Source organism: Pseudomonas sp. S2_A10 (assembly GCF_054668465.1).
Genome location: NZ_CP162773.1, coordinates 4147750 through 4172770 on the forward strand (window position 1 = coordinate 4147750; position 25021 = coordinate 4172770).

The following is a 25021-nucleotide window of genomic DNA, read 5'->3' on the forward strand; positions in this document are numbered from 1 at the left end:
GGTCACCTGTGAGTTAGTTGTCACTGTCTTTGTTGTCGACGCGGTAGCCGAAGCTGAAACCGACGCCCTGGAACAGCACCACATCAGCCAGTTGGCGGGCGAGTTCGCCGGCGCTGGCCAGTTTGGTTTTTGGCACGTAGAGCATGTCGTCCGGTTGCAGGTAGGCGATTTGCGGGGCGTCGCCGGACAGCGCTTTTTCGACGTCGTAGCGCACGGCTTTCACCTGATTGCCGTTGCGCCGCATGATCACCACCGAATCCAGCCGCGCCTTGACGTTGGTACCGCGCGCCAGGGTCAGCGCCTCGAGCACCGACACCGGCCGGCGGATCGGATACGAGCCCGGTTGTGCGACCTCGCCGAGCACGTAGATCTCGTTGCCTGCGGTGGACTTGAGCAGCACGTCCACGGTCATGCGGCCCGGCAGTTGCGCGTACTTTTTGTTGAGGAACGATTCCAGTTGATTGACGGTCATGCCTTGCAGCGGCACGGCGCCGATTTCCGGAAAACTCGCGTAGCCGTCAGTGCCGACGGTGATCTCCCGGCTCATACCGGTGGCCGGGTGGTTCAGCGCACTTTTAAGGTTCTGCTCGTTGCTCAAGGGGCTGATGATCTGCACGGTGAGCTGGTTGCGGTTGGGCTGGAACAGCTGTTTGCGCTGATACACGCGCTGGATTTCCTGACGCGCTTCTTCGCTGGTCAGCCCGGCGATCTTCACCGAGGTGTTGGCGCCCGGCAGTTCGATGGTGCCGTCGGGCAGCACCAGTTGATTGCCGTTGAGCTGGCTGGCGGCGGTGAAATTCAGGCCGATCTGGTCGCCCGATTGCACGCGGTAGGCGTCCGAACCGCTGGTGCTGATATGGAAGATCACGTCCAGCACATCCTGCGGGCGCAGGGTCTGCTCGATCTTCGGCATATCGGTCGCCTGGGCGTTGGCCGGGGAGGCGGTGAGAATATTCACCGGCATGTTCTGGGTGTCGGAAGTGCTGGAGCAGCCCGCAAGCGGCAGCAACAGCAGGACAAGCATTCTGGCGTTCATGGCGTCATCCTTTGCGTTCGCTTACAGGTTTTTGTAAAGCCATTTGGGCATGTAGTACTTGCGCCGGTTGAACACGCTGCCGACCACTTTCGCCCCGGCCTGAGTCAGGCGTTGCACAGCGGCCTGGGCGACTTCCCAGCGGGTGTCTTCGGCGCGCACGACAAACACCACGCCGTCGACCTGAGTGCTGATGACCAGGGTGTCGGCGGCGGAATACACCGCGTCGCCGTCGATCACCACAAAGCGGTACTGGCTGCCCAACTGGTCGAGCAACGGGCTCAGGCGCTCGGCGGTCAGGTGTTCCAGCGTGCGGATCGGCCGGCCGTTGGGCAGCACATGGAAGGGCAGGCTCGAGACCTGCACCACGCAGTCCTGCAACAGCGGCGGGTTGCCCGGGTTGAACAGCAGGTCGCGCAGGCCGCGCTCCTTGCCGAGGTTCATCTGCTGGGTGAGGTTGTTCGCCGACTGGCTGGCGTCGACCAGCAGCACCTGGCCGCTGCTCATCTGCGCCAGCTGACTGGCCAGTGCCAGCGCGCTGGTGGTGGTGCCGGCGCCGGGGTTGGCGGCGGTCAGGAACAGAATGCGCAGATCGAGATCCAGCACGGTCGAAGTCAGATTCGATTCGCTGGGGCTGGCGATGCTCAGGCTTTTATTGGTTGAACCGTCCATTAGCTTGCTCCGTGGCCGCTGAATACTTTGAAGGGGGTTTTCAACAGAATCTTCAGATCAAGCAGAAGGCTCTGCTCGGCGATGTAGCTGAGGTCCAACTCAACGCGCTGGTCGAAGTCGATGTTGCTGCGTCCGGAGATCTGCCACAGACCGGTCATACCGGGGTAGATCGCCAGACGCGCGAGGTGATTGTCCTTGTAGCGGTAAGCGTTGAACGAGGTCGGGCGAGGGCCGACCAGGCGCATGTCGCCGGTCACTACGTTGATCAGATTGGGCAGCTCGTCGAGGCTGGTGCGCCGCAGAAAACTGCCGATGCCGGTGACGCGCGGGTCCTTGTCGATCTTGAAGTCGATGGCGTCGGCCCCGTGTTTGTTGAGGTGGCGCAGCGACTCTTTGAGGTCTTCGGCGTTGCTGACCATGGTGCGGAACTTGAACATGCCGAACTTGCGCCCGCGATAACCGGTGCGTTTCTGCACGAACAGCACCGGCCCCGGGCTGGTGAGCTTGATGGCCAGGGCCAGGCCCAGTAGCACTGGCGAGATCAGCACGAGAATCGTCAGCGCGCCGAGGCAGGCGACCACCCGGTTGGTCCGCGACAGCTGCCATGGGCGGCCGCCATCGCGGCCGCTGAGCCAGCCGCGACCCTGACGGTGGATCGCCGCGTCGAGGCGCATGCGATGTTCCGGGTCGACGCGCTTGTCAGGGCGCATCTGTGCAATCGACACACTTCTTTCATGTCCAGTCATGGCGTCCTCCGCATTCAATCAGCCGCAAGCGGCGCACGGGCAGTGGGGTAGTAGTCGCGGAACCAGGCGATGAAGCGGCCCAGTCCTTCATCCAGTTCTATCCGGGGCTGGAATCCGGTGGCCTGGGCCAGATCGCTGGCCTCGGCGCAGGTGTTGAGCACGTCGCCCGGTTGCAGCGGCAGCAGCTCGACAATGGCTTGCCGATCGAGATGTTTTTCCATCAGCGCGAGGTAGGTTTTCAGTGCAACCGGCTGCTGCCCGCCAATGTTGAACAGACGCCACGGCGCCATGCTGCTGGCCGGGTCGGGCTGCTCGCGATCCCACTGCGGATTGGCTTGCGGTGGCTGATCGATGAGGCGTGCGATGCTTTCGATGATGTCGTCGATGTAGGTGAAATCGCGCTGGTGCTCGCCGTAATTGAACAGCTTCAGCGGCTCGCCTTCGCTGATCGCCCGGGCGAACTGGATCGGCGACATGTCCGGCCGTCCCCAAGGCCCGTACACGGTGAAAAAGCGCAGGCCGGTGCAGGGAATGCCGAACAGATGGCTGTAGCTGTGCGCCATCAGTTCATTGGCTTTTTTGGTCGCGGCGTACAGCGACAGCGGATGGTTGACGCCATCCTTGACCGAGTAAGGCGTGTGTTGATTGGCGCCGTACACCGAACTCGACGAGGCGTAGATCAGGTGCTCGACCGGGTGGTGGCGGCAGCTCTCGAGAATGTTCAGGAAACCGTTGAGGTTGCTGTCCAGATACGCCCGTGGATTGTCCAGCGAATAACGCACCCCGGCCTGCGCGGCCAGATGGATCACCACTTGTGGCTGCTCGCGGGCAAACAACGCGTCGATCGCTGAAGCGTGGGCCAGATCCACCGTCGCCAGCGGAAAATCGCCGACCTGCTCGCGCACCCACTGCACGCGGTCGTGCTTGAGCTGCGGGTCGTAGTAGTGATTGAAATTGTCCAGGCCGACCACCGAATGCCCGTCGCGCAGCAAGCGCAGGACGCAATGGGCACCAATGAAACCGGCGGCACCGGTCACCAGAATTTTCATGGCCGCAGCCCTTCGGGGGCGATGTGGCGCAGGCCGATGCCGCTGTAATGCAGGCCGGCGGCGGCTACTTGTTCCGGGTTGTAGAGATTGCGCCCATCGATGATTACCTTCGAACGCAGCTTCTCGGCGAGCAGTTCGAAATCGACCACGCGGAAGTTTTTCCACTCGGTGCAGATCACCAGCGCGTCGGCGTCTTCAAGGGTGTCGTCGCGGGTCGCGCACAAGTGCAGGTCGTTGCGATAGCCGTAGATGCGTCGGCACTCGGACATGGCTTCCGGATCGTAGGCCTGCACGCTGGCGCCTTCGGCCCACAACGCGTCCATCAGGTAACGGCTGGGGGCTTCGCGCATGTCGTCGGTGTTCGGTTTGAACGCCAGGCCCCAGACCGCGATGGATTTGCCGGCCAGGCCTTGCGGAAACTGCGCGCGCAGTTTGCTGAACAGGATGTGCCGTTGGCTGTCATTGACGTCGGTGACGCTGCGCAGCAGTTTCAACGGCATGCCGTTGTGTTCGGCGGTGTGCAGCAAGGCCCGCAGATCCTTGGGAAAGCACGAGCCACCGAAGCCGCAGCCCGGATAGATGAAGTGATAGCCGATGCGCGGGTCGGAGCCGATGCCTTTGCGCACCGCTTCGATGTCGGCGCCGAGCAGCTCGGTGAGATTGGCCAGTTCGTTCATGAAACTGATGCGGGTGGCGAGCATCGCGTTGGCCGCGTATTTGGTCAGCTCGGCGCTGCGGTTGTCCATGAACATCAGTTTTTCGTGGTTGCGGCAGAACGGCGCGTACAGCTCGCTCATCTGCTCGCGGGCAGCGTCGTCGCGGGTGCCGATGATGATCCGGTCCGGGCGCATGCAGTCGGCGAGGGCACTGCCTTCCTTGAGAAATTCCGGGTTGGAAACCACACGCACCTGCAGCTCGGTTTTGCCGCGCTGCAGCAATTCGCTGGTGGCCGTGGCCAGAACCTGATCGGCAGTCCCGACCGGCACTGTGGATTTAATGATCAGCGTGCGATCGGCCTCCATCAGGCCGGCGATCTGCCGGGCGACGTTGAGTACATGGCTGAGGTCGGCTGAGCCGTCTTCGTCCGCCGGGGTGCCGACGGCGATGAAAATCAGCTCGGCGTGAGTCACCGCATCACTGGCCTGGGTGCTGAACAACAAGCGCCCGGCCTTGATGTTTTCTTCAAGTGTTGCGGACAGGCCTGGTTCACTGATGGGCGGTACCGCTTGTTGCAGTTGTTTGATCTTGTTGGGATCAATATCAATGCATAAAACCCGATGACCGACATCGGCAAGTGCAGCGGCTTGTATAAGTCCGACATAGCCAGTGCCAAATACGCTCACGTCCATCTGCGCACCTCAATAAAACCAGAAAAGTTAACTACGGAATGAGATTGTTAAAGGGGTATAGCGCAGGGTTTGAAAAGCGTGTCAGCAAAATGACATGTTGCACGGGTATAACACTTGAGGCGTTTTTGGCGATTGGCCATCAAGTCATTGCTGCGATTGAATTTGTTCTTTCTTTGCAGATTTGTTCAGATTCAATTTAACCGACAGACGGTCTAAGTCCCCGAAATTAAAGGCTTTCATCCCCCCGGGTGTGTCAGATTTGAGTCACCGTTTTTTTGACGCTTTACCCGGCTATCAGTCATTTCTTGCGCTTTGATGGCCGGGTGCTAGTGTCAGGTTTTGACCGACAAAGCTTTGACAACCTCCCATTTCGGACGGCCGGTATCGCCATGTTCAAATACGCCAAGGAACTGCTTTTAGTTGCCTACTTATTGCTCTTTTCCGACTACTATCTGGACCGGTTAAATGCTATCGGGTGGGGCTTTAATGTACTTGTTTTTGGCGCGATGTTTTTGGCGCTTACTTTCGCGTTATATCTAACTGCCTATATACGTCAGGCTCTTGTTCGACATGCGTTCGCATTAACGCTGTTTGTTGCGGCGGTTTTTTTCGATGTCTATACCCGGGTCACGGCGGATTACCTGAGGTACAGCGATTTTGTCTCGCTGGTGTACTCCGGCGGCTTCATTCAGGAAGCGGCCTATCAGTATCGCGACGCGATCCTGCGCGCGCTGCTCAGTGGCTTGCTGCTGTTATTCGGCATCGGACTCAAGCCGCGTCATGCGCTGTTCATACCCAATACGTTGCGGGTAGCGGCTCCGGTCATCGGCGTGTTGATGCTCAGCGCTTTGCTGTTTTTACGTGCGGGTGAGGGCGCACGTGGTCTGCCGATCATGTACACGCCGCTGGCCTACCTCAACCTGTTTGCCTACGAAGCGTTGCATGACACCGTCGGCCCGCGTGAATCGGTGACGCTTGCGCGCGCCACGCCCGCCGTCGGCCACGACATCGTGCTGATCATCGACGAAAGCATTTCCGGCAATTACCTCGACATCAACGCGCCGTTCGGCGTGCACAGCAACCTCAAGCAAGCGCCGGCCGGGGTCGATGTCTTCAACTTCGGTTATGCCGCGTCCATTGCCAACTGCAGCGCCGACACCAACGTCACCTTGCGCTACGGCGGCACCCGCGCCGATTACAGGCGCATCAACAGCACGTTGCCGTCGATCTGGCAGTACGCGAAGAAGGCCGGGCTCGGCACGGTGTACATCGACGCCCAACGCACGGCCGGCAACCTGCAGAACCTGATGACCGCTGCCGAGAAAAACGACATCGACAGTTTCGTGCAATTCGACCAGACCAGCGTGCGCGACCGCGATATGGCGGCAGCGGCGAAGCTGATCGAATTGCTCAATGACGATCGCCCCGAGCTGATCGTGATCAACAAGGTCGGCGCGCATTTTCCGGTGCATGACAAATACCCGGACGCGTTCATGGCCTACCGGCCAACGCTGCCGCGCGGGCAGTTCACTGAAGTCGCCGACACTGGCGAACGCACCGGTTTCAACGGCCAGCCGGATGACTGGGTGCTGTATCGCAACGCCTACAAGAACACGCTGTTGTGGAACGTCGGCGAGTTCTTCGCCCGGGTGTTTGCCCAGGCCAATCTGGACAATGCGCTGCTGATCTACACCTCCGATCATGGCCAGGATCTGCATGAGCGTGGCAACCCGGGCTTGAATACCCATTGCGGCGGCGACCCGGTGGAAGAGGAGGGGCTGGTGCCGCTGGTGGTGATTCAGGGTAGTGGATTGCAGACGCCGGACTGGGCGGCGAATCTGCCGGCAAACAAGGACCGCTCCAGCCACTACAACATCTTCCCGACACTGTTGCAGGTGATGGGCTACGACTTGGGCGCAATCGAAGCGGTATATGGCAAACCGCTGAGCGTGCCGACGGCGGATGAGTTCACTTTCAACTACCGCTTCAATGCGCGCTTGGGGGCCAAGCCTGAGTGGAAGCATATCGATCTGGGCAGCATCGTCACCCCTGAGCGGGCACCGGCGAGTGTGGCTGCGGGGCAGTGAGTTTTGGGTTGCTCGGGCGGGCCTCTTCGCTGGCAAGCCAGCTCCCACAGGGTTCGAGGTTGTTCACAAATCCTGTGTCAGCACTGGCCTCTGTGGGAGCTGGCTTGCCAGCGATGGGGCCAGCACTGACACCAGCCAATTCAAAGCTTCAGCCACCGCGCGCGATACTCCCCAGGCGCGCACCCCAGCCAACGCGCGAAAGCCCGGTTGAATCCCTGCACATCGCTGTAACCCAAGCGATCCGCCACGTCGACCAGCTCCAGCGCCCCGGATTGCAACAGGTCCTCGGCACGATAGCGGCGATGCTCATCAAGCAGTTCGCTGAAAGTCCAGCCCAACGCCTTCAAGCGCCTTGCCGCCGTGCGCTCAAGCACATGCTGTGTAGCACAGAACTGCTGCCAATCCGCTGAAGCCAGATCTTCGATCAGATAATCGCTGAGCTGTCCGAGCAAGGTCGATTCACTGAGGCGTCGGGTCTGTTCCAGCAGATCGACAAGCGTTGTTTCCAATGCCGGATTGCCCGGTGTCAACGGCATCACGAACAGCTGAGGATCCAGATAAATCGCCGCGCATGATTGCTCTGCGCTCACCGGGGCGCGCAATGCCGATTGATGCTGCTCGCGGCTTGCCGATGCCAGTGCCACACCTAGCACCGGATCACGATTCACGCCGCTGGCGAGCAATTTGCGTCGTACCAGGCTGCACAGGCTGACAAGGATGTAATCGGTCAGCGCCGCCGGAGCACCCAGACTGCCGGCTTCGACCAGACGCAGTGTTACGCCGTCATCTTCACGCAGGATTTGCACACGGAAATGTCCGTTGAAAAACGCAAAGTACTCGGCGAAAAACGCACAGGCACGTTCCAGCGACACGGCGACATCGAACAGATAGGTCAGCCCGTTGGTGGCCGTCGAAACGAAACGTTCACCCGCCGCCAGACCGATCAGTGGATCCCCGCTCTGTTCCACGGCAAACGCCCAGAAGCGCCGCGACATCAGCAGCGGCATGCGCGTGAACGGCGTGCGCAGATCGAACAGGCTGCGGCGCAGCTGCGCTTCGATGGCGTCTTGGGTAACGCCGCGCGCGAGCAATTCTTCAATGGCCGGCAGCAGGGTCGGCGCGTAAAAAGCGTTGACGGATTGCGGATGGGTTTTGCTCATGTTGCGCGCGCGTCTCCCGTCGCTCCGTTAGCCGCCAGCAAACGCTGATCGACGCTGAGGATCGCCTCGATCATCGCCCGCGCTGCTGGCGTCAGGGTAAAACCGGCGCGGCTGACGATGCCGTAACCCAGTTGCAGCGCAGGCTCGTCATGGGGGACGTCGACAAAGTCGAGCAGCTCGATCAGGCCTCGATCAAGTTGTTCACGCAAGGCCTCAAGCGTGGCAAGCCCCACCGCGTCTGAACGCAGCACTACGCGCTGGATCGCGTCAAATTGTGCGCACTCGACGCTCGGGGTGAAGTCCTGCTCACCGAGGATATCGGCGAGCACCTTGCGGATCATCGGAGGAATGCGCGTGCCGACGATCGGGTAATCGAGCAGGGCGCGCAAGCGCAGGTCTCGTTGCGCGGCAAGCGGATGGCCAGCGCGACAGAAAAACCGTCCCGGCCGCGTGCGCAGCAGGTGTACCTCATACTGCGGATCGCTGACGAAGTGCCGCGCATCGGCGACGAAAAACTCGATCTGCTGCTCGCGCAACCACAGCGTCAATTGCTGCCAGTCGCCCTGATGAAACCGCGTGCGAATCGCCGGATGCGCATCAATGAAGTCGGCCAGCGCTTCCGGCACCAGCACTTGCGCCGGATACGGACCGCAACCGAATTGCAGTTCGCCGCCGGTGAGGCCGTTGTATTGCGTCAATTCGTTGTGCAGCGCCTGACTGCCAGCGAGCAGGCGCCGCGCATGTTGCAGCACCAGTTGGCCTTGCCCGGTCAGGCGAAACTCACGGCTGCTGCGCTCGACCAGCTCGCAGTCAAGGTCACGCTCCAGAGTCTGGATGCTGCGGCTGAACGCCGGTTGGCTGAGGTTGATCGCCTCGGCGGCGCGACCGAAGTTGCGGTAATCAGCGAGGGCGACCAAGTGGCGAAGCTGGCGAAGATCCATCATGCGTCTCCTGCATTTTGCGAATACTTTTAATGCATTGGATCGATAGCACGTCCGCTGGCATAAGTACACGCCTGTTCTTCGATGGCCGCCTTCATGTCTCAGCCTCTGTTCGCCTCCAGCGCGTTCACCCGCACGATTCTCGCGCATGCTCGCCAGTCCGGGCTGTGCCCGCAACGCTTGATGACGCGCGTCGGGATCTGCCCGTCTGTGCTCGCCGGACAGCATCAATTGATCGCCGCACAAGCGCTTGAACGGTTGTGGCGTGAGTGTGAATGGGCCGGGGTAGCGCCGACGTTTGGCTGCGAACTGTCCGACGGGATGGCGACCGATTGCCTGCAAGGACTGAATATTCTGCTCGACTCGGCCGCGACCCTGCGGGCCAGTCTGAAGTGCTTCATTGACTGCTTGCCAAGGGTGATCAATTACGTTGCGGTGGAGTTGGTCGAGGCAGGCGACGTGGCTCGTTTGCGCCTGCGTTCGCTGCGGGGGCAGCTCCATCATTTCGCTCTGGATGCGGCGGCGATAACGCTGGTGCGCAACATTGCCCGTCGACTCGGCGGGGCGCCTGGAGATTTGTTTGTGAGTGTCAGCCTGCGCCCCGCGCAAATGGCCGGTGGCTGGCTGCGTGGAGTGGGTATCGCGGTGGAGCAGGGCGAGCATCTGTGCCTGACCTTGCCGCGCTCCAGGCTCGATCAGGCTTTGCTGGGCGCCAACCCGTTTCTGCACCAGAGCATGCTGCGTCACTGGCACGCTGCAACTTGTGCGCCTGCGCGTGAGGACAATCTGACGATGGCGCGGCACTGGCTGACGGCGGGTGATCAACCGATCGAGCGGATCGCTGAGCGGCTGGGTTATCGCCAGCCGAGCAACTTTATCCGCGCGTTTCGCAAACAGTTCGGGATTACGCCGAAGCAGTTCCGGTTGAATCCGGGGCAGGTTTGTTGAAAGCAGGATTGAGGTGATTGATCGTTATTGAGGGTGCCAGCAAGATTTCCCCCCTCTCCCCCAAGGGGGCGAGGGGGAAAGGGAGCCGATCTTCATGGCGTTCGGAATCTGAGTTCTACTCGGTATCCCACCTCGGCGTATCTCGTACATCCAACACGGTCAGTCCCCTCTCCCTTTGGGAGAGGGCTAGGGTGAGGGGCTTTTGACTTACGGCGTGACGATATTGAACTGCGGCCCGAACGTATCCAGGCTGCCCATCAATAATCCGAATTTCTGACCATTGCCCTGCAACTTCACCAGCCCTTTTTGCATCGCCGTCGGGAAGTCCAATTGCTTCAGGCTGATCTTCTCCAGCGTATCGCGGCTCAGGCTGACGCTCGCATCCGCCGCCGGATTCAAGCCGGCGCGATGAGTCAGCACGCCATTGCGCAGGGTCAGGGTGAAATCCCTTTGCACATCGTCGAACGTCCAGTTCAGCGTCAGGTCATGGGCCACGGCTTTGTCGCTGTCCAGGCGTACCGCGAGGTAGTCGAAGAACATTTCCGGACTCATCGCCCGGACCATGTCCACCGATACGGTATTGGCAGACTGCGGTGGTACGCCGTTGCGCAGTTCCATCGCACCGGTCAGGTACATGTTGCGCCAGGTGGCGTTCTCGCTTTGATAACCCAACTGCTCCAGCGTCTCGGCTTGAGCGTTGCGGGCATCCGCGTTGTCCGGATCGGCGAACAGCAACTGGTTGCCCAACTGCGCGGCCCATCGGTAGTCAGCGCTGGCCATCGCACTGCGCATTTTCTCCAGCACCGACGCGGCACCGCCCATGGCCTCGACCGAGCGTTTAGCCGCATCGACCGGGGGCAGCGGATTGAGATTGGCCGGGTTGCCGTCGTAGAAACCCATGTAGCGCTGATACACCGCGCGCGTATTGAAACTCAGCGAGCCGTAATAGCCACGGGTGTACCACTTCTGATCGAGCGAGCCGGGCAGTTTCTTGATTGCTTCGGCAATTTCCAGCGGCGTCAGGCCCTGGTTGAGCAAGTGCAGGGTGCGGTCGTTGATGAACGCGTACATGTCGCGCTGATCGGCGAGCAAAGTACGAATCCGCTCGCCACCCCAGGTCGGCCAGTTGTGTTGGGCGAACAGCACGTCGGCCTTGTCACCATAGCGCGCCAGGCTGTCATCGAGATATTGCGACCAGGCTTTGGCGTCACGCACCTGCGCACCGCGCGGGGTGAGGATGTTGTGCATCATCTGCGTGGCGTTTTCGGCCATGCACAAGGCTTTCAGCTGCGGTAGATAAAGGTTCATTTCCGCTGGCGCTTCGGTGCCCGGGGTCAGCTGGAATTCGACTTGCAGGCCAGCGATGGTGCGGGTTTCCAACGGCTCGGCAATCAGATCGGTAGGCGCGATCAGTGTGACCGTGCCACCGCTGGGCGCGCTCTTGCCGAGGCCAGCATCGACCTGACCTTTTTCACTGCGCGGCAACAGGCTGCCGAACTGGTACTGCGCGCGGCGGCTCATGGCATTGCCGGCCATGACGTTCTCGCTCATCACGTGTTCCATGAAGCCGACCGGCGCGTAGACCTTGACCTTGCCGGACTTGACATCGGCCTCGTCGATCACCCCGCGCACGCCGCCGAAATGATCGACATGGGTGTGGCTGTAGATCACCGCGACGACCGGTTTGCGCGGGCGATGGGCGTAGTACAGATCCAGCGCTGTCCTGGCGGTTTCGGCCATGGTCAGCGGATCGATGATGATCAGCCCGTCGTCACCTTCGATGATGGTCATGTTGGCGAGGTCGAGGCCGCGCACCTGATACAGCTTGGGGCTGACCTCGAACAGACCGGCGTGGGCATTGAGCTGGGCCAGCCGCCACAGGCTCGGATTGACCGATTCCGGCGCCTTGTCTTTGACGAGGAAGTCATAGGCGTTGACGTTCCAGATGACTTTGCCGGCAGCGTCCTTGATCTGACCCTTGAACGGTGCGATCAGGCCTTTGCTGACGGATTCGAAATCGGTGCGGTCGCTGAAAGGCAGGGTTTGCAGGACGGCAGCGTTGCTTGCGGCGGTTTGCATGCTCGGCGCAACCGGACCGTCAGCAGCGAGCAACGGTTGGCTCAGGCAAGCGGTGATCAGGCAGGTCAGCAGGCCGCGCGGGCTCAGGATGAAACGGGGCATGGGTGTCTCCGGTTTTTTATCGTTATGGCCGAACAGCCAGCAGCGTATGGCGCGTCCCGGAGTTGGCGATGATCATCAGCGGACAAAAACCATTCAGGGCCGCTATCCTAGGCCCAGGTTCACTGATCGGGTTTGCCCATGCTTGAGGTTCGCGACGTTTTCAAAAGCTATGCCACGCCACAGGGATTATTGCCGGTGCTGCAAGGCGTCGACCTGACGCTGGAGGCCGGTGGCAGCCTCGCGCTGATGGGCGAATCGGGCAGTGGCAAAAGCACGCTGCTGCATTTGGTGGCGGGGCTGGACAAGGTCGACAGCGGCAGTATTCGCAGCGGCGAACATCGCCTGGAAGCCATGAGCGAAGCGCAACTGGCGAACTGGCGGCGCACGGAAATCGGTCTGGTGTTTCAGCAGTTCAACCTGATCGGCAGCCTGCGCGTGGAAGACAACCTTGCCTTTCAGGCGCGCCTCGCCGGGCGCCATGAGCCGCGCTGGCAAGCGCATCTGGTGCAGCGTCTGGGTCTTGGCGATCTGCTCTCGCGGTACCCCGAGCAACTCTCTGGCGGCCAGCAGCAACGAGTCGCATTGGGCCGGGCATTGGCTTCGCAGCCGAAATTGCTCTTGGCGGATGAACCCACCGGCAGCCTCGATGAAGCGACCAGCGATGAAGTGCTGCGGCTGTTGCTGGAATTGCTCGATGACACGCCGACGACTTTGTTGATGGTCACTCACAGTCAGCGCGTTGCGGCGCGTCTGGCTCAGCGCGTGGTGTTGTCGAACGGGCGGGTCGCCTGATGATCTGGCGGCAAACCCTGCGCGCGCTGCTCAGCCACTGGCGGCGTCATCCCGTGCAGTTTTTCAGTGTGCTGACCGGGCTGTGGCTGGCCACCAGTCTGCTCACCGGCGTCGAGGCGCTGAACAGTCAGGCGCGCGACAGCTACGCGCGGGCCAGCCAGATGATCGGCGGCGAACCGCAAGCCAGCTTCAGCACGCCAAATGGGTCGCTGTTTCCACAGCGCTGGTTTATCGAATTGCGCCGTCAGGGCTGGCCAGTGTCACCGGTGTTGCAGGGCCGGCTGACGCTCAAGGGCCACGAAGGCCAGCGGATTCAGGTGATGGGCATCGAGCCGGTATCGCTGCCGACGGATTCGGCAGTGGCCGGGCAGGCGATGCCGATCGAGCGCATCGTCGAATTTTTCAGCCCGCCGGGCAGCACCTGGATTTCCCCGGACACGATGCAAATGCTCGGCTTGCGCGAAGGCGATACACCGCAAACCGTGAACGGCCAGACCCTGCCGCCGCTGCTCGCGCAGAAGGACATGGCGCCGGGCCTGTTACTGGTCGATATCGGCGTAGCGCAAAGACTGCTCGACCAGCCTGAGCAATTGTCTCGGCTGCTGTTGCCCAAGGATTTTCATCAGGAATTACCAGCGAGTTTCACCGATCGCTTGCAGCTCAAAAGCAGCGGAGAAGAAAACAATCTCGCGCGGCTGACCGAGAGCTTTCACCTCAATCTTGATGCCCTTGGATTTTTGTCATTTCTGGTCGGCCTGTTCATCGTCCACGCCGCCATCGGCCTCGCTCTGGAACAGCGCCGAGCCTTGCTGCGCACGTTGCGTGCCTGTGGCGTCAGTGCGCGAATGCTGATCGCGTGTCTGGTGGTTGAACTGGGTGTGCTGGCGCTGATCGGTGGATTGTTCGGTGTGATCAGCGGCTATTGGCTGGCCAGCGTGCTGCTGCCGGACGTCGCCGCCAGCCTGCGCGGTCTGTATGGCGCGGAAGTGGCGGGGCAGTTGCGTTTGAGCCCTTGGTGGTGGTTCAGCGGCATCGGTCTGAGCCTGCTTGGCGCCTTGCTGGCCGGGGCCAACAGTCTGCTGCGGGCGGCGCGCCTGCCGTTGCTGGCGGTGGCTGATCCGCAGGCGTGGCATCAGCAATATTCGCGCTGGTTGCGCCGACAGGGTTGGCTGGCGACAGCGCTGCTGATGATTGCGCTGGCGGCGCTGATCTGGGGCGACAGCCTGAGCAGCGGTTTCGTGCTGATGGCCGGGCTGTTGCTCGGTGCCGCGCTGGCCTTGCCGGTGCTGCTCAGTGCGTTGTTGAACCCGTTGCTCGGGCGTAGTCGTTCGGTGCTCGGCCAATGGTTTCTCGCCGACTGCCGCCAGCAACTGCCAGCCCTGAGTCTGGCGCTGATGGCGCTGCTGTTGGCGCTCGCCGCCAACATTGGCGCCGGCAGCATGACCGCCGGTTTTCGCCAGACCTTCAACGACTGGCTCGAACAACGCCTGAGCGCCGAGTTGTACGTCAACCCGGCCAACCCGGCGCAGGCCCGCGAGATGCACAGTTGGCTCAAGCAGCAGCCCGACGTGACCGCTGTGCTGCCCAACTGGCAGGTTTCGGTGACGCTTCAAGGCTGGCCGGCCGATGTCTACGGCATCATCGACCACTCCTACTATCGCCGGCATTGGCCGTTGCTCGACAGCAGTGGCAGCGATCCGTGGGGCAAACTGGCCACGGACGATGCGGTGATGCTCAGTGAACAACTGGCACGACGCCTGAAGTTGCGGCCGGGCGAGCATCTGAACATTCCCACGCCGAACGGCACATGGTCGCCGCGCATCGTCGGCATCTACGCCGACTACGGCAATCCGAAGGGGCACGTGCTGATCAGCAGTGAGCACCTGCTGCGCGGCTGGCCGCAACTCACGCCGAACCGCTTCAATTTGCGTATCGATCCAGCGCAGATTCCGGCGCTGCTCAACGCCTTGCAGGCGCGCTTTGCGCTGGATGACAACCGCATCGTCGATCAGGCGCGGCTCAAGGGCTGGTCGGTGCAGGTCTTCGAACGCACCTTTGCCGCGACGGCGGCGTTGAACAGCCTGACCCTGGCCGTGGCTGGCGTGGCGCTGTTCATCAGTCTGCTGACCCAGAGCCAGAGTCGCCTCAGTCAGCTCGCACCGCTGTGGGCGCTGGGCGTGACGCGCAAACAATTGATGCTGCTCAACCTCGGCCAGACCTGGCTGCTCGCCGTATTGACGTTGCTGTTGGCGCTGCCGTTGGGCATTGCTTTGGCATGGTGCCTGGATGCGGTGATCAATGTGCAGGCGTTCGGTTGGCGCTTGCCGTTGCGGGTGTTTCCGTTGCAGTTGTTGCAACTGATGGGCCTGGCCTTGCTGGCGACTCTGTTGGCTTCGGCATGGCCGATGTATTCGCTGTACCGCACACAACCGGCGGACTTGCTGAGGACGTTTGCCCATGAGGACTAAATGGCTCGTGCTGATGATTGCGCTGCTGCTCGGTGGCTGCGATCAGCCTGCACCCGAGGAGAAGGGTTTTGCCGGCATGGGCGATCAGGCGCAATCGTTCACCCCGGTGGTGCCCGGTCGGGTTTTCAGCTTCCCCGCCGATCACGGCGCGCATGATGGTTTTCGCATCGAGTGGTGGTACGTCACCGCCAACCTCAAGGATCAACAGGGCAATGATTTCGGCGTGCAATGGACGCTGTTCCGTAGCGCCCTGAAACCAGTCGCCGAGCAGGCCGGTTGGGGCAACCAAACGATCTGGCTGGGCCATGCGGCAGTCACTTCGCGCTCGGTGCACCACGCCGCCGAGCGCTACGCCCGGGGCGGAGTAGGCCAGGCCGGCGTGCGCCTGGCGCCGTTCGAGGCGTGGATCGATGACTGGATGTTTGCCAGTCAGGCGCAGGATCCGTTGCGCGATATGCAACTCAGTGCTCGTGACAAGAATTTCGCTTATCAACTGCGCCTCACCTCCAGCCGCCCGCTGGTGCTGCAAGGCGACAACGGTTTCAGCCAGAAATCCGAAGAAGGCCAGGCGTCGTATTACTACAGCCAGCCATTTTTCCAGGCCAGCGGCACGCTGCAGATCGACGGCCAGACCTATAACGTCAGCGGTCCGGCATGGCTCGATCGCGAGTGGAGCAGTCAGCCACTCACCGCCAATCAGACTGGCTGGGACTGGTTTTCCCTGCATCTGGACAGTGGCGAACATGTGATGCTTTACCGCATGCGGCAGAAGGACGGCGCGCCTTATCTGACCGGCACCTGGATCGCCGCCGATGGGCAGATTCAGACGTTGCACAGCGAGCAGATCAGCCTTGTACCGCAGGACACGGCCAAGGTGGCGGATCGACCGATGCCGGTGAAATGGTCGATCCGCATTCCCGACAAGCAACTCGATATCAGCGTTGATGCGCTCAATCGCAATGCGTGGATGAATTTGCGTATCCCGTACTGGGAAGGGCCGGTGAAGATTGATGGCAGCCATCCTGGCCAAGGCTATCTGGAAATGACCGGATATTAACGGTAGGTGCAGTTTCCCTGTGGGAGCGAGCTTGCTCGCGAAGGCTTTTTGTCGAGCGATGATTTGTTCTGCTTGACCGGGTACATATCCGTTGCTGCGGTAACGGCTGCTTAGGGTTTCGCCCTTACGGCGACTTACTTTTTTACAAGCGCCAAAAAAAGTAAGCAAAAAACGCTAGCTCCTACGTTCGGCCCTCGCAGGCTCGGGTTCCTTCGCTGCGGGATCGATCCGGGCGCAGCGGCTACGGTTTGCTTCGCTGCACCTCCTTCCGCTGTGTCTGGCTTCGCCAGACGGTCGCTGCGCTCCCACGCCCGGATCAATCCCTCCACTCAGCCTTCCGACGTCGCCGGTGGATCAAGATCAAGATCAAGAGCAGGCGAGCTGACACTCGGCCTATAGGTGAACGTGGGACTGTAGGAGCTGCCGAAGGCTGCGATCTTTTGCTCTTGCTCTTGCTCTTGCTCTTGCTCTTGCTCTTGCTCTTGCTCTTGCTCTTGCTCTTGTAGGAGTGAGCCTGCTCGCGATAGCTATCTCAAAAACACCGATGAATTACAGCTTAACCCCAATCCCTGTGGGAGCTGGCTTGCCAGCGATGGCGTCAGCAAGGTCACCACTAATCAAACCGCTCGGAACTCTCCCTTCGCCAATACGCTCTACCCAGAAACCCGCCATTTTCGGACTCACCCATGAGCGACGACGTGCAACTCCCAGACCTCGACACCTGGCAGCGCCTGTTCGACGATCAAGCCTACTGGCAGAACTCCCCTGACGCTCACTACCTCCATCTGCAACGCATCGCCGATGACCTGCTCGGCCAAGGCGCAATCGATCTTGAGCAATGGCAGTTGATGCGCGCCAAAGCCGACGATCTGCACAAGCAGTCACCCGAGGTCAACGTCGCCCGCGAACTTGAAGATCCCGAAGCCTGAGGACTCCTGCCATGAATACCACCAGCAACCAGAACGACAACCCCGACGAACCACGCCCGGCCGGTGAAACCGAGCGCGACAATGATGCCCTGCGCCCGACCGATCCCAAGCAGCGGCAGGACAGCGGCAAGGACACGCCGAGTGGCGAATCCACTGCGCAAGAGACCGCCAAGCCACATACCCGTGGGCCACAAACCCAAGTCAAGCCCTGAACAGCGTCTATGCTCACTGGCACGCCCGCCGCTGAAGTGTTTTCGGTGGCGGGTGTCGCCATTTCATCACAGGGAAAGTAATGCATATGAAGCTCGACGCTCTGGCCAAGGCCATCACTCTCGCAACGCTGCTTTCTGCTGCCAGTTTCGGCGCTTTAGCTGCCGACATTCCGTTATCCGCCGTCGTTGAGGCCGATTCCGTTACCACCAAAGTGCTCGCCGTCGACCCGGCCCATCACCAGGTCGTGCTGGAAGGCCCCGAGGGACGTCAGGTCCACGTTCAGCTCAGCGACAAAGCGAAAAATCTTGCCAATCTCAAAGTAGGGGACCTGGTGAAGATCGAGGTGCAGCGATCTGTCGCCGCTTATCTCGATACAGACGTGGATAAAGGTCTGCCAGGCACCACCGAACGTACCGGCGAACTGCGCAAGGCCCCGGGCAGCGATAACCCGGGCGGCGAGGCCTATCGTCAGGTTCAGGTGCAGCTGAAAATCAGCAAAATCGATTTGAAGACCAATCAGGTCACCCTCCAAGATCCGTCCGGACAATCGAAGACGCTCGATGTGAAGAAGCCGGAGATTCAGGCCAAGTTGAAAGATCTGAAAGTAGGGCAGAGCGTTATTGTCACTTATACCGATATCCTGAAAGTGACCAGTCAGCACGATAGTTGAGTATTAACTCTACAAGTTTATTGCTCTTGTACAACTTTATGTATGAGAGCAATCATATAAAGGTTTTTGTAAGACAATTCCCGGGATAAATCGGTAAAACACAGTTTTTAACTTTTCAGTGCAAAAATTTCATGTTTGCCCATGACGACAGGTCCACTTGTTTGAATTAAAATCCTCGGCGTTCGCCCAGTGTCAGGGCTCTTTACCGGTGCAAGGATTGCCAGGCCGTAACACTGGGCGAACTCCACTACTGGCGAAAGTTGTATACAGAATCTGCAAACAAAAAGGGCGACTTTGCAGTCGCCCTTTTTTATTGTTTTCGATCAAGTCGAAGCCTGCATACCGGTTTTGCCATGCTGCCCCTGCAAGCGCTTGAGTGTCTGCTGGTACATTTTTGTACGGCGATGATCCTTGCCATATGTGCCTGCCGCCGCGACGGTGCCGGCCTGGATGTGATCAAGGTAGCGGAAGATCTTCCGCGGCGAGAGAAACCTGACGCCATAGCCCAACCCGACCATTCGATCCTGAAGCGTGTAACCAGGCACCTCCTCATCCATGCAGAAGTGCAGCCCGAGCGACTTCATCAAACGCGCATTCCACAGCGTACAGAAACTTTTCAGATGCGTTTCTTTATACGGGCGTGGTGGTTTCGAACGCAGGCCGAAATGAACTTTTAGCCGACGAACATGATGTTTGCAGAACCGCGAAGTTAACCGCCAGGTATCACGCAGTAACCCACGATCAAGTTGCTCAACACAACCGACCGCCGCCATGTCCGCACTTTTCGTGCATTCGCGCATCATCATCGCGAACACTTCCATGTCGTAGACAAAGGTATCGGTGTGCAGCAGAAACAAATAATCGGTCTCAACTTTCGCCAAGGCCAGATCCAGCGCCTTGCCATGGGCAATATGCCCCATTTCCTTACCGGGCGACGGCCGCTCGATCAGATTGATCCAGTCCAGCGAACGCAAATAATCGAGGCTGGCATCCGCCGAATCGTTATCCACCACCCACACTGGAATGCCCTGCGCCTGAACATGCTCGCGCAACAGTTCCAGACACATGCGGGTGATGTCCGGGGTTTTGTAATTGACCAGAACAAGACTGAAGTCGGGATGCGGCTGGGTAGGCAGATCGAAGGCTTTCATGTCGGAGGGACTCATCACGGCTCAAGACGACAGGTTGATGAGCCGGGATGCTAGCGAGGGAAGCTTAGGTGAAGCTTAATTTGCCGATCTGATTGGTTTGTGAAAACAAGCGGGATAATTCAGATCCGACATTGTTTTCCAATAGATGCAGCGACCATTTGGTTTTGTCGCTTGTCCTGAACGGCGGTCCATCCGCAAAACCTGTGGGAGCGAGCCTGCTCGCGAAGGCGTCTTTCCACTCACATCATCGGCGACTGTTACACCGCTATCGCGAGCAGGCTCACTCCTACAATAGAACGGCGCAAATTCAGGTCAGTTTGATCCGCAGCACTTCGGCACATTCCTCAATCGACCGCCGTTGCGTCTCGGCATACAACCCCAACTCATCAATGGTCGAACGCCCCAGCGCCTGTTCGAAAGCATGTCGATTGGAGTGTTCGGCGTAATGCGCCTGTGCGGCATCCCCCAGGTTCGACTGAAAAATCCCCGCCGCGCTCACCGGCAGGAAATCTTCGTACACCAGCGGCTCCGCTTTCACGTAGCCTTCGCGCAATAAATCCTCCAGTGACGATTCGCCAAGTCCGTGCGCCGCGATGCCCTTTTCCGTAGCGAAATAACGAAAGTACGCCAGCCCCTGTTCGCGCATGCCCTCGATGCTGTCAGGAAATTCGGCAAAGTGCTGCGTCATCAGCGCGTCGTAGCGTGCGGCATTGGCTTCATTGGGGAAGTCGCCCAGTTCATCGCGAGCGGCATTCAACAAGCGGTCATACAGCGCGCGACCCTTGGGTGTCAGAGCTGCGCCGCGTTGTTCGATTTCGCCGAAGCGCGCGCTGTGGCTGCCACGGGTTTCGGGCTGATCGGTGAAGGCGATCGGCTCGTCCAGCGCTTTGAAGCTGGTCTGGCGCAGCAGGATCGGGCAATTGCGGCGTGGTGGACCTTCGATCACCGCTTTGGGTGTGATGCCATGGGCAGGCATCTGCTCCTGAACGGTGTCGATGTCCAGCGTGCGTGGGGTCAAGTGGTTGATGTGCGGGCCTTTGAACGCAACGACATCGGCGATCAAGCGGTGCTGGGCGCTGAGTTTCTGGTACTGCGCGGCGCTGACGGTGGCGCTGTGGTGCCAGCGAAAAGTCTCCAGTGCCTGTCGGACGAATTCTGCGGCTTCGTCGTCATTCAGTCCGCCTGCCGTTTCCGCCTGTTCAATCAGGCGCAACGCCTCTTCAGTAAAAATCGAACGACGGGCCAGTACCGACTCGGCAAACGAACGCAATTCGGCGTCTTCAATCAGCTCCAGGCGCAGCAACGAGGTGAACACGCGAAACGGGCTGACCTGCAGCGCTTCTTCATGCACCGCGCGAAACGCCGTTGAATGCACCGGCACACCGGCCGGGGTCAGGTCGTAATAACCCACTGGTTGCATGCCCATCACCGCGAACAGGCGGGCGAGGGTAGCCAGTTCGCTTGCGGTGCCGACGCGAATGGCGCCGTGGCGTTCCATGTCCAGGCGTTCGATTTCGCCGGTGCGCTTGAGCTGTCCGGCGATGTCAGGCTGACGTGCCAGCACTTCGCGGTTGGTTTTTTCCACCAGTTCCATCAGCGCACCGTACAGCGGCACCTCTTCGCGGTACATGTCGGACATCGCTCGGGAGAAGCGTTGGCGGATCAGGTCGGGGCTGACGAACGGCTGCACGGTCATGAAAAAAATACCTGCCACGGTGACGAAATGGATGCCGGAAAAGATCGCAGCCTTCGCCCACGCGGGCAAACGAAGAATCCTACGAACTTCATTCTGCCAACGACTGATCCACCAGCTCGATCCAGTGTCTGACCGGCGTGCGCCCGGCGCTCGCCAGATGGCTCTGACAGCCCACATTGGAAGTGACGACCAACTCCGGTTGGCCGCTTTCCAGGGCGTTGAGTCGATGGTCACGCAGTTGCCGCGCCAGCACCGGTTGGGTCAGCGAGTAAGTGCCCGCCGAGCCGCAGCACAAATGGCCATCCGGTACCGGCGTGAGGTTGAAGCCGAGTCGGGTCAGCACTGTTTCCACGGCGCCGCCGAGTTTCAGTGCGTGCTGCAAAGTGCACGGGCAATGCACGGCGATGCGCCGTTCGCTGGCGGCGCAGACCTGTTCCAGCGGTTCCTGCGCGATGACTTGCACCAGGTCCCGAGTCATTTCGCTGATCTGCCGGGCTTTCAACGCGTAGATCGGATCGTCCGCAAGCAAATGCCCGTAATCCTTGATGAACGCGCCACAACCGCTGGCCGTTTGCACGATGGCTTCGGCGCCATTCTGCAAGTGCGGCCACCAGGCGTCGATGTTCTGTCGAGCGCGGTCGAGACCTTTGGCCTGGGCGTCGAGGTGATAGTCGAGCGCGCCGCAGCAACCCGCCTCGCTCACCGGAGTGACGCTGATGCCCAGACGATCGAGCACCCGCGCGGTCGCGTCATTGGTGTTCGGCGACAGACCCGGTTGCACGCAGCCTTCGAGCAACAACACCCGGCGCGGATGCCGAGGAGCGGGGCGCGACCCCATAACACCCAAGTGCTGCGGCAATTTGCTTTCCAGCAGGCGCGGCAGCAGTGGTCGAAAGGTCGCGCCCATGCGCAGCAAGCCTTTGAACAGCCCCGGATTCGGCGCCAGCGCGCGCAAGCCTTCGCGCAGCAAGCGCTGAGCGGCAGGGCGCGTCACCGCGCTGTCGACTACCGCGCGGCCAATGTCGAGCAGGTTGTGATAATCGACGCCGGACGGGCAGGTGGTTTCGCAGTTGCGGCACGACAGGCAGCGATCCAGATGCAGTTGCGTCTGCTCGGTGGCCGGTGCGCCTTCCAGCACTTGCTTGATCAGATAAATGCGCCCGCGCGGCCCATCGAGTTCATCGCCGAGCAATTGATAGGTCGGGCACGTCGCGTTGCAGAAGCCGCAATGCACGCAGGTGCGCAGGATCTTTTCCGCTTCGCCAGCCCGGGGCAATTTTCGCGATTGCTCGCTGAGGGTGGTTTGCATGGCTAGACCTCCGCGTACATGCGCCCGGGGTTGAACAGCCCTTGCGGGTCGAGTTGTGCCTTGAGTTGCCGGTGGTAGCGCAACAGGGTTGGCGCCAAGGGTTGAAACGGCGAGTCGGTGGCACCGTGGGTAAAGCACGTTGCATGGCCGCCCAAGGAATGGGCGAGTGCGTGAATCTCAGAGCTTTCGGATTTCACCCAGCGTTGCGCGCCGGCCCAGTCGATCAGTTGCTCGCCGGGCAACTCGAGAGGGCCGAGATTGTTCGGCAATGACAGGCGCCACAGCGGCAAACCTTCGTCGAAAAAACTCAGGCGCTGTTCGTTGAGGTCGCGCCAGAAAACCGAGTCCAACGGCTCACCACCGAGCCGTTGATGCGCCGCCGTTACCGAACCTTCGCCGCCTTCCAGACGCAGATACAGACTCTGGCCATCGTGACATGCCGCGCTGATCGGCAGCGGTTGCTGGCCCCATTCGGCAAGTTTGCTCAAGGCCCGAGCGCAGTCGATATCAAGGCGAATGCTCAAGCACTGGCGCGGTTTCGGCAGGACTTTCAGCGACACTTCGGTGAGCACGCCGAGGCAACCGAAACTGCCGGCCATTAGTCGCGACAGGTCATAACCGGCGACGTTTTTCATCACTTCGCCGCCGAAGCGCAGATGTTGACCGAGGCCGGTGATTACCCGCGTGCCGAGAACGAAGTCGCGTACCGAGCCGGACCACGGCCGGCGTGGCCCGGACAGTCCCGTGGCGACCATACCGCCGACCGTGGCGCTGTCGGCGAAGGACGGCGGTTCACAGGGCAACATTTGCCCGGCCTCATCCAGCGCCGCAAGCAGCTCGGACAACGGCGTGCCGGCACGTGCGGTGACCACCAACTCGGTCGGATCGTACTGAACGATGCCGCGATGAGCACGGGTGTCGAGCACTTCGCCGGCCACCTCGCGACCGAGAAACGCCTTGCTGTTGCCGCCCTGAATCTTCAGCGGCGTGGCATTGGCCCGCGCGGCGTTGACCTGATCGAGCAGGGCGTTGGCGGCATCGAAATCAGCCATCAGAATCGCTCCAGCTCGGGGAAGGGCAGTTGCCCGGCGTGAATGTGCATCGCGCCGAATTCGGCGCAGCGATGCAGGGTCGGAATGTTCTTGCCGGGATTGAGCAGGCCCTGCGGATCGAACGCGGCTTTCACCGCATGAAACAGCAGTAACTCGTCGCTGTTGAACTGCGCGCACATCTGATTGATTTTTTCGCGGCCGACGCCGTGCTCGCCGGTGATGCTGCCGCCTACCTTGACGCACAGTTCGAGGATCTTGCCGCCCAACGCCTCGGCCCGATGCAGCTCCCCTGGCTGGTTGGCGTCGAACAGAATCAGCGGATGCATGTTGCCGTCGCCGGCATGGAACACGTTGGCCACGCGCAAGCCATATTCCTCGCCGAGGCTAGCGATACCTTGCAGCACAGCGGGCAATTCGCGGCGCGGGATGGTGCCGTCCATGCAGTAATAATCCGGCGACAACCGGCCGATCGCCGGAAACGCGTTTTTGCGCCCGGCCCAGAAACGCACACGCTCGGCCTCGTCCTGGGCCTGGCGCACTTCAGTGGCGCCGGCCGCTGTCATGACTTCCCGTACGCGCTGGCAATCGTCGTGCACGTCGGCTTCGACGCCGTCGAGTTCGCACAACAGAATCGCCTCGGCGTCGACCGGGTAACCGGCGTGGATAAAGTCTTCGGCGGCGCGAATGGCCAGGTTGTCCATCATTTCCAGACCACCCGGAATGATCCCGGCAGCGATGATTTCGGCAACCGCGCGGCCGGCCTTTTCCACTGAATCGAAACTGCCGAGCAGGACCTTGGCGACTTGCGGTTTGGGCAGCAGTTTCACCGTGACTTCGGTGATGATCCCCAGCAGGCCTTCGGAGCCGGTGAACAAGGCGAGCAGGTCAAAACCGGCTGAATCGAGCGCCTCGGAGCCCAGCGTCAGACGTTCGCCCTCGATGGTCAGTACTTCGATTTTCAACACGTTGTGCACGGTCAGGCCGTACTTGAGGCAATGCACGCCACCAGCGTTTTCCGCGACGTTGCCGCCGATCGAACAGGCGATCTGCGACGACGGATCCGGTGCGTAATACAAGCCAAATGGGGCCGCCGCCTGGGAGATAGCAAGATTGCGCACCCCCGGCTGAACCCGCGCGATACGTGCAGCGGGGTCGATGTGCAGAATGTTGTTGAATCGCGCCATCACCAGCAGCAGGCCCTTTTCCAGTGGCAGGGCGCCGCCGGACAACCCAGTGCCGGCACCCCGCGCGACCACGGGCACGTTGTACTGATGGCAGAGTTTCAGCAGGGTTTGCACTTGCTCCAGGCGCCGGGGCAGGGCGACCAGCATCGGCGTGGTGCGGTAGGCGGAGAGACCGTCGCATTCGTAGGGTTTGAGTTCATCTTCGCGCCAGAGGATGTCCAGGTCCGGCAGGGCTTGTTGCAGAGCCTTGAGCAATTCGCCCTTGTTCACCTCGGGCAACGGACCGTCGAGGCGTTCGTCGTAAAGGATGTTCATGGGAACTCCAACCTTCTGT

The 25021-nt window shown here is 60.7% G+C and carries 21 protein-coding genes; 8 read left to right on the top strand and 13 right to left on the bottom strand.

The annotated features are described in order from the left end of the window. Positions 1-13: 13 nt before the first annotated feature. Genes AB4N41_RS18635 through AB4N41_RS18655 form a run of 5 tightly spaced genes read right to left on the bottom strand, consistent with a single transcriptional unit; the run spans position 14 to position 4849 of the window. Entirely contained in the window at positions 14-1036 is a 1023-nt protein-coding gene (locus AB4N41_RS18635; RefSeq protein ID WP_095179536.1) for a polysaccharide biosynthesis/export family protein, read from the bottom strand. Positions 1037-1057: 21 nt separating this feature from the next. Next, positions 1058-1705: a CpsD/CapB family tyrosine-protein kinase gene (locus tag AB4N41_RS18640; RefSeq protein ID WP_024012451.1), complete on the bottom strand. Its 648-nt coding sequence runs from the start codon at positions 1703-1705 to the stop codon at positions 1058-1060. Continuing rightward, positions 1705-2451 (bottom strand): sugar transferase, encoded by a 747-nt coding sequence (locus tag AB4N41_RS18645; RefSeq protein ID WP_041478600.1) that lies wholly within the window; start codon positions 2449-2451, stop codon positions 1705-1707. The genes AB4N41_RS18640 and AB4N41_RS18645 overlap by 1 nt, the downstream gene beginning before the upstream one ends. Positions 2452-2465: 14 nt before the next feature. Next, positions 2466-3500, bottom strand: coding sequence for an NAD-dependent epimerase (locus AB4N41_RS18650; RefSeq protein ID WP_041478601.1), 1035 nt, complete (start codon positions 3498-3500; stop codon positions 2466-2468). After that, positions 3497-4849, bottom strand: coding sequence for a UDP-glucose dehydrogenase family protein (locus tag AB4N41_RS18655; RefSeq protein WP_056784540.1), 1353 nt, complete (start codon positions 4847-4849; stop codon positions 3497-3499). The genes AB4N41_RS18650 and AB4N41_RS18655 overlap by 4 nt, the downstream gene beginning before the upstream one ends. Positions 4850-5238: 389 nt before the next feature. Between AB4N41_RS18655 and AB4N41_RS18660 the strand changes: the two genes are divergently transcribed. Further along, positions 5239-6936 (top strand): sulfatase-like hydrolase/transferase, encoded by a 1698-nt coding sequence (locus AB4N41_RS18660; protein ID WP_252877839.1) that lies wholly within the window; start codon positions 5239-5241, stop codon positions 6934-6936. 140 nt (positions 6937-7076) lie between these two features. Here the strand turns inward: AB4N41_RS18660 and AB4N41_RS18665 are convergent, their stop codons facing one another. Both AB4N41_RS18665 and AB4N41_RS18670 read right to left on the bottom strand, forming a co-directional pair. Next, positions 7077-8096: an AraC family transcriptional regulator gene (locus AB4N41_RS18665; RefSeq protein ID WP_252877840.1), complete on the bottom strand. Its 1020-nt coding sequence runs from the start codon at positions 8094-8096 to the stop codon at positions 7077-7079. Continuing rightward, positions 8093-9037, bottom strand: a complete 945-nt coding sequence (locus AB4N41_RS18670; protein ID WP_252877841.1) for a LysR family transcriptional regulator — start codon at positions 9035-9037, stop codon at positions 8093-8095. Before AB4N41_RS18670 ends, AB4N41_RS18665 begins: the two co-directional genes overlap by 4 nt. Before the next feature lie 96 nt (positions 9038-9133). Here AB4N41_RS18670 and AB4N41_RS18675 point away from each other — a divergent pair, with 96 nt between their 5' ends. Beyond that, positions 9134-9985 carry a helix-turn-helix domain-containing protein gene (locus AB4N41_RS18675; RefSeq protein WP_252877842.1) on the top strand — a complete coding sequence of 284 codons (852 nt, stop codon included), beginning with the start codon at positions 9134-9136 and terminating at the stop codon, positions 9983-9985. 207 nt (positions 9986-10192) lie between these two features. Here the strand turns inward: AB4N41_RS18675 and AB4N41_RS18680 are convergent, their stop codons facing one another. Beyond that, positions 10193-12166, bottom strand: a complete 1974-nt coding sequence (locus AB4N41_RS18680) for an alkyl/aryl-sulfatase (RefSeq protein WP_252877843.1) — start codon at positions 12164-12166, stop codon at positions 10193-10195. A 138-nt stretch (positions 12167-12304) separates the two neighbouring features. Between AB4N41_RS18680 and AB4N41_RS18685 the strand changes: the two genes are divergently transcribed. The 6 genes from AB4N41_RS18685 to AB4N41_RS18710 all read left to right on the top strand — a co-directional run bounded on the left by AB4N41_RS18685 (position 12305) and on the right by AB4N41_RS18710 (position 18295). Then, positions 12305-12958, top strand: a complete 654-nt coding sequence (locus tag AB4N41_RS18685) for an ABC transporter ATP-binding protein (RefSeq protein ID WP_016774109.1) — start codon at positions 12305-12307, stop codon at positions 12956-12958. Then, on the top strand, positions 12958-15426 hold the full coding sequence (locus AB4N41_RS18690; RefSeq protein ID WP_460137875.1) for an ABC transporter permease: 2469 nt from the start codon (positions 12958-12960) through the stop codon (positions 15424-15426). Before AB4N41_RS18685 ends, AB4N41_RS18690 begins: the two co-directional genes overlap by 1 nt. Beyond that, positions 15416-16483 carry a lipocalin-like domain-containing protein gene (locus tag AB4N41_RS18695; protein WP_252877844.1) on the top strand — a complete coding sequence of 356 codons (1068 nt, stop codon included), beginning with the start codon at positions 15416-15418 and terminating at the stop codon, positions 16481-16483. Before AB4N41_RS18690 ends, AB4N41_RS18695 begins: the two co-directional genes overlap by 11 nt. A gap of 686 nt (positions 16484-17169) precedes the next feature. Continuing rightward, a complete protein-coding gene (locus AB4N41_RS18700; RefSeq protein ID WP_252877845.1) occupies positions 17170-17412 on the top strand; it encodes a hypothetical protein in 243 nt (80 codons plus the stop codon). A gap of 11 nt (positions 17413-17423) precedes the next feature. Continuing rightward, entirely contained in the window at positions 17424-17624 is a 201-nt protein-coding gene (locus AB4N41_RS18705; RefSeq protein ID WP_252877846.1) for a hypothetical protein, read from the top strand. An 86-nt stretch (positions 17625-17710) separates the two neighbouring features. Further along, positions 17711-18295 carry a hypothetical protein gene (locus AB4N41_RS18710; protein ID WP_056784570.1) on the top strand — a complete coding sequence of 195 codons (585 nt, stop codon included), beginning with the start codon at positions 17711-17713 and terminating at the stop codon, positions 18293-18295. A gap of 323 nt (positions 18296-18618) precedes the next feature. On the opposite strand, the gene AB4N41_RS18715 is transcribed toward AB4N41_RS18710, so the two are convergent. The 5 genes from AB4N41_RS18715 to glcD all read right to left on the bottom strand — a co-directional run bounded on the left by AB4N41_RS18715 (position 18619) and on the right by glcD (position 25002). Beyond that, entirely contained in the window at positions 18619-19446 is an 828-nt protein-coding gene (locus AB4N41_RS18715) for a glycosyltransferase family 2 protein (RefSeq protein ID WP_056784574.1), read from the bottom strand. Positions 19447-19753: 307 nt separating this feature from the next. After that, positions 19754-21142 (bottom strand): 2-oxoadipate dioxygenase/decarboxylase HglS, encoded by a 1389-nt coding sequence (gene hglS / locus AB4N41_RS18720; RefSeq protein ID WP_252878167.1) that lies wholly within the window; start codon positions 21140-21142, stop codon positions 19754-19756. Positions 21143-21230: 88 nt separating this feature from the next. After that, a complete protein-coding gene (gene glcF, locus AB4N41_RS18725; protein ID WP_460137876.1) occupies positions 21231-22451 on the bottom strand; it encodes a glycolate oxidase subunit GlcF in 1221 nt (406 codons plus the stop codon). 2 nt (positions 22452-22453) lie between these two features. After that, positions 22454-23503: a glycolate oxidase subunit GlcE gene (glcE, locus tag AB4N41_RS18730; RefSeq protein WP_252877848.1), complete on the bottom strand. Its 1050-nt coding sequence runs from the start codon at positions 23501-23503 to the stop codon at positions 22454-22456. Further along, positions 23503-25002 carry a glycolate oxidase subunit GlcD gene (gene glcD, locus AB4N41_RS18735; protein ID WP_252877849.1) on the bottom strand — a complete coding sequence of 500 codons (1500 nt, stop codon included), beginning with the start codon at positions 25000-25002 and terminating at the stop codon, positions 23503-23505. Before glcD ends, glcE begins: the two co-directional genes overlap by 1 nt. Positions 25003-25021 lie beyond the last annotated feature (19 nt).

Bases quoted from the DNA above. Each gene is read 5' to 3' on its own strand.
- AB4N41_RS18635 (WP_095179536.1), bottom strand. From the start codon at position 1,036: ATGAACGCCAGAATGCTTGTCCTGCTGTTGCTGCCGCTTGCGGGCTGC.
- AB4N41_RS18640 (WP_024012451.1), bottom strand. From the start codon at position 1,705: ATGGACGGTTCAACCAATAAAAGCCTGAGCATCGCCAGCCCCAGCGAA.
- AB4N41_RS18645 (WP_041478600.1), bottom strand. From the start codon at position 2,451: ATGACTGGACATGAAAGAAGTGTGTCGATTGCACAGATGCGCCCTGAC.
- AB4N41_RS18650 (WP_041478601.1), bottom strand. From the start codon at position 3,500: ATGAAAATTCTGGTGACCGGTGCCGCCGGTTTCATTGGTGCCCATTGC.
- AB4N41_RS18655 (WP_056784540.1), bottom strand. From the start codon at position 4,849: ATGGACGTGAGCGTATTTGGCACTGGCTATGTCGGACTTATACAAGCC.
- AB4N41_RS18660 (WP_252877839.1), top strand. From the start codon at position 5,239: ATGTTCAAATACGCCAAGGAACTGCTTTTAGTTGCCTACTTATTGCTC.
- AB4N41_RS18665 (WP_252877840.1), bottom strand. From the start codon at position 8,096: ATGAGCAAAACCCATCCGCAATCCGTCAACGCTTTTTACGCGCCGACC.
- AB4N41_RS18670 (WP_252877841.1), bottom strand. From the start codon at position 9,037: ATGGATCTTCGCCAGCTTCGCCACTTGGTCGCCCTCGCTGATTACCGC.
- AB4N41_RS18675 (WP_252877842.1), top strand. From the start codon at position 9,134: ATGTCTCAGCCTCTGTTCGCCTCCAGCGCGTTCACCCGCACGATTCTC.
- AB4N41_RS18680 (WP_252877843.1), bottom strand. From the start codon at position 12,166: ATGCCCCGTTTCATCCTGAGCCCGCGCGGCCTGCTGACCTGCCTGATC.
- AB4N41_RS18685 (WP_016774109.1), top strand. From the start codon at position 12,305: ATGCTTGAGGTTCGCGACGTTTTCAAAAGCTATGCCACGCCACAGGGA.
- AB4N41_RS18690 (WP_460137875.1), top strand. From the start codon at position 12,958: ATGATCTGGCGGCAAACCCTGCGCGCGCTGCTCAGCCACTGGCGGCGT.
- AB4N41_RS18695 (WP_252877844.1), top strand. From the start codon at position 15,416: ATGAGGACTAAATGGCTCGTGCTGATGATTGCGCTGCTGCTCGGTGGC.
- AB4N41_RS18700 (WP_252877845.1), top strand. From the start codon at position 17,170: ATGAGCGACGACGTGCAACTCCCAGACCTCGACACCTGGCAGCGCCTG.
- AB4N41_RS18705 (WP_252877846.1), top strand. From the start codon at position 17,424: ATGAATACCACCAGCAACCAGAACGACAACCCCGACGAACCACGCCCG.
- AB4N41_RS18710 (WP_056784570.1), top strand. From the start codon at position 17,711: ATGAAGCTCGACGCTCTGGCCAAGGCCATCACTCTCGCAACGCTGCTT.
- AB4N41_RS18715 (WP_056784574.1), bottom strand. From the start codon at position 19,446: ATGAAAGCCTTCGATCTGCCTACCCAGCCGCATCCCGACTTCAGTCTT.
- hglS (WP_252878167.1), bottom strand. From the start codon at position 21,142: ATGACCGTGCAGCCGTTCGTCAGCCCCGACCTGATCCGCCAACGCTTC.
- glcF (WP_460137876.1), bottom strand. From the start codon at position 22,451: ATGCAAACCACCCTCAGCGAGCAATCGCGAAAATTGCCCCGGGCTGGC.
- glcE (WP_252877848.1), bottom strand. From the start codon at position 23,503: ATGGCTGATTTCGATGCCGCCAACGCCCTGCTCGATCAGGTCAACGCC.
- glcD (WP_252877849.1), bottom strand. From the start codon at position 25,002: ATGAACATCCTTTACGACGAACGCCTCGACGGTCCGTTGCCCGAGGTG.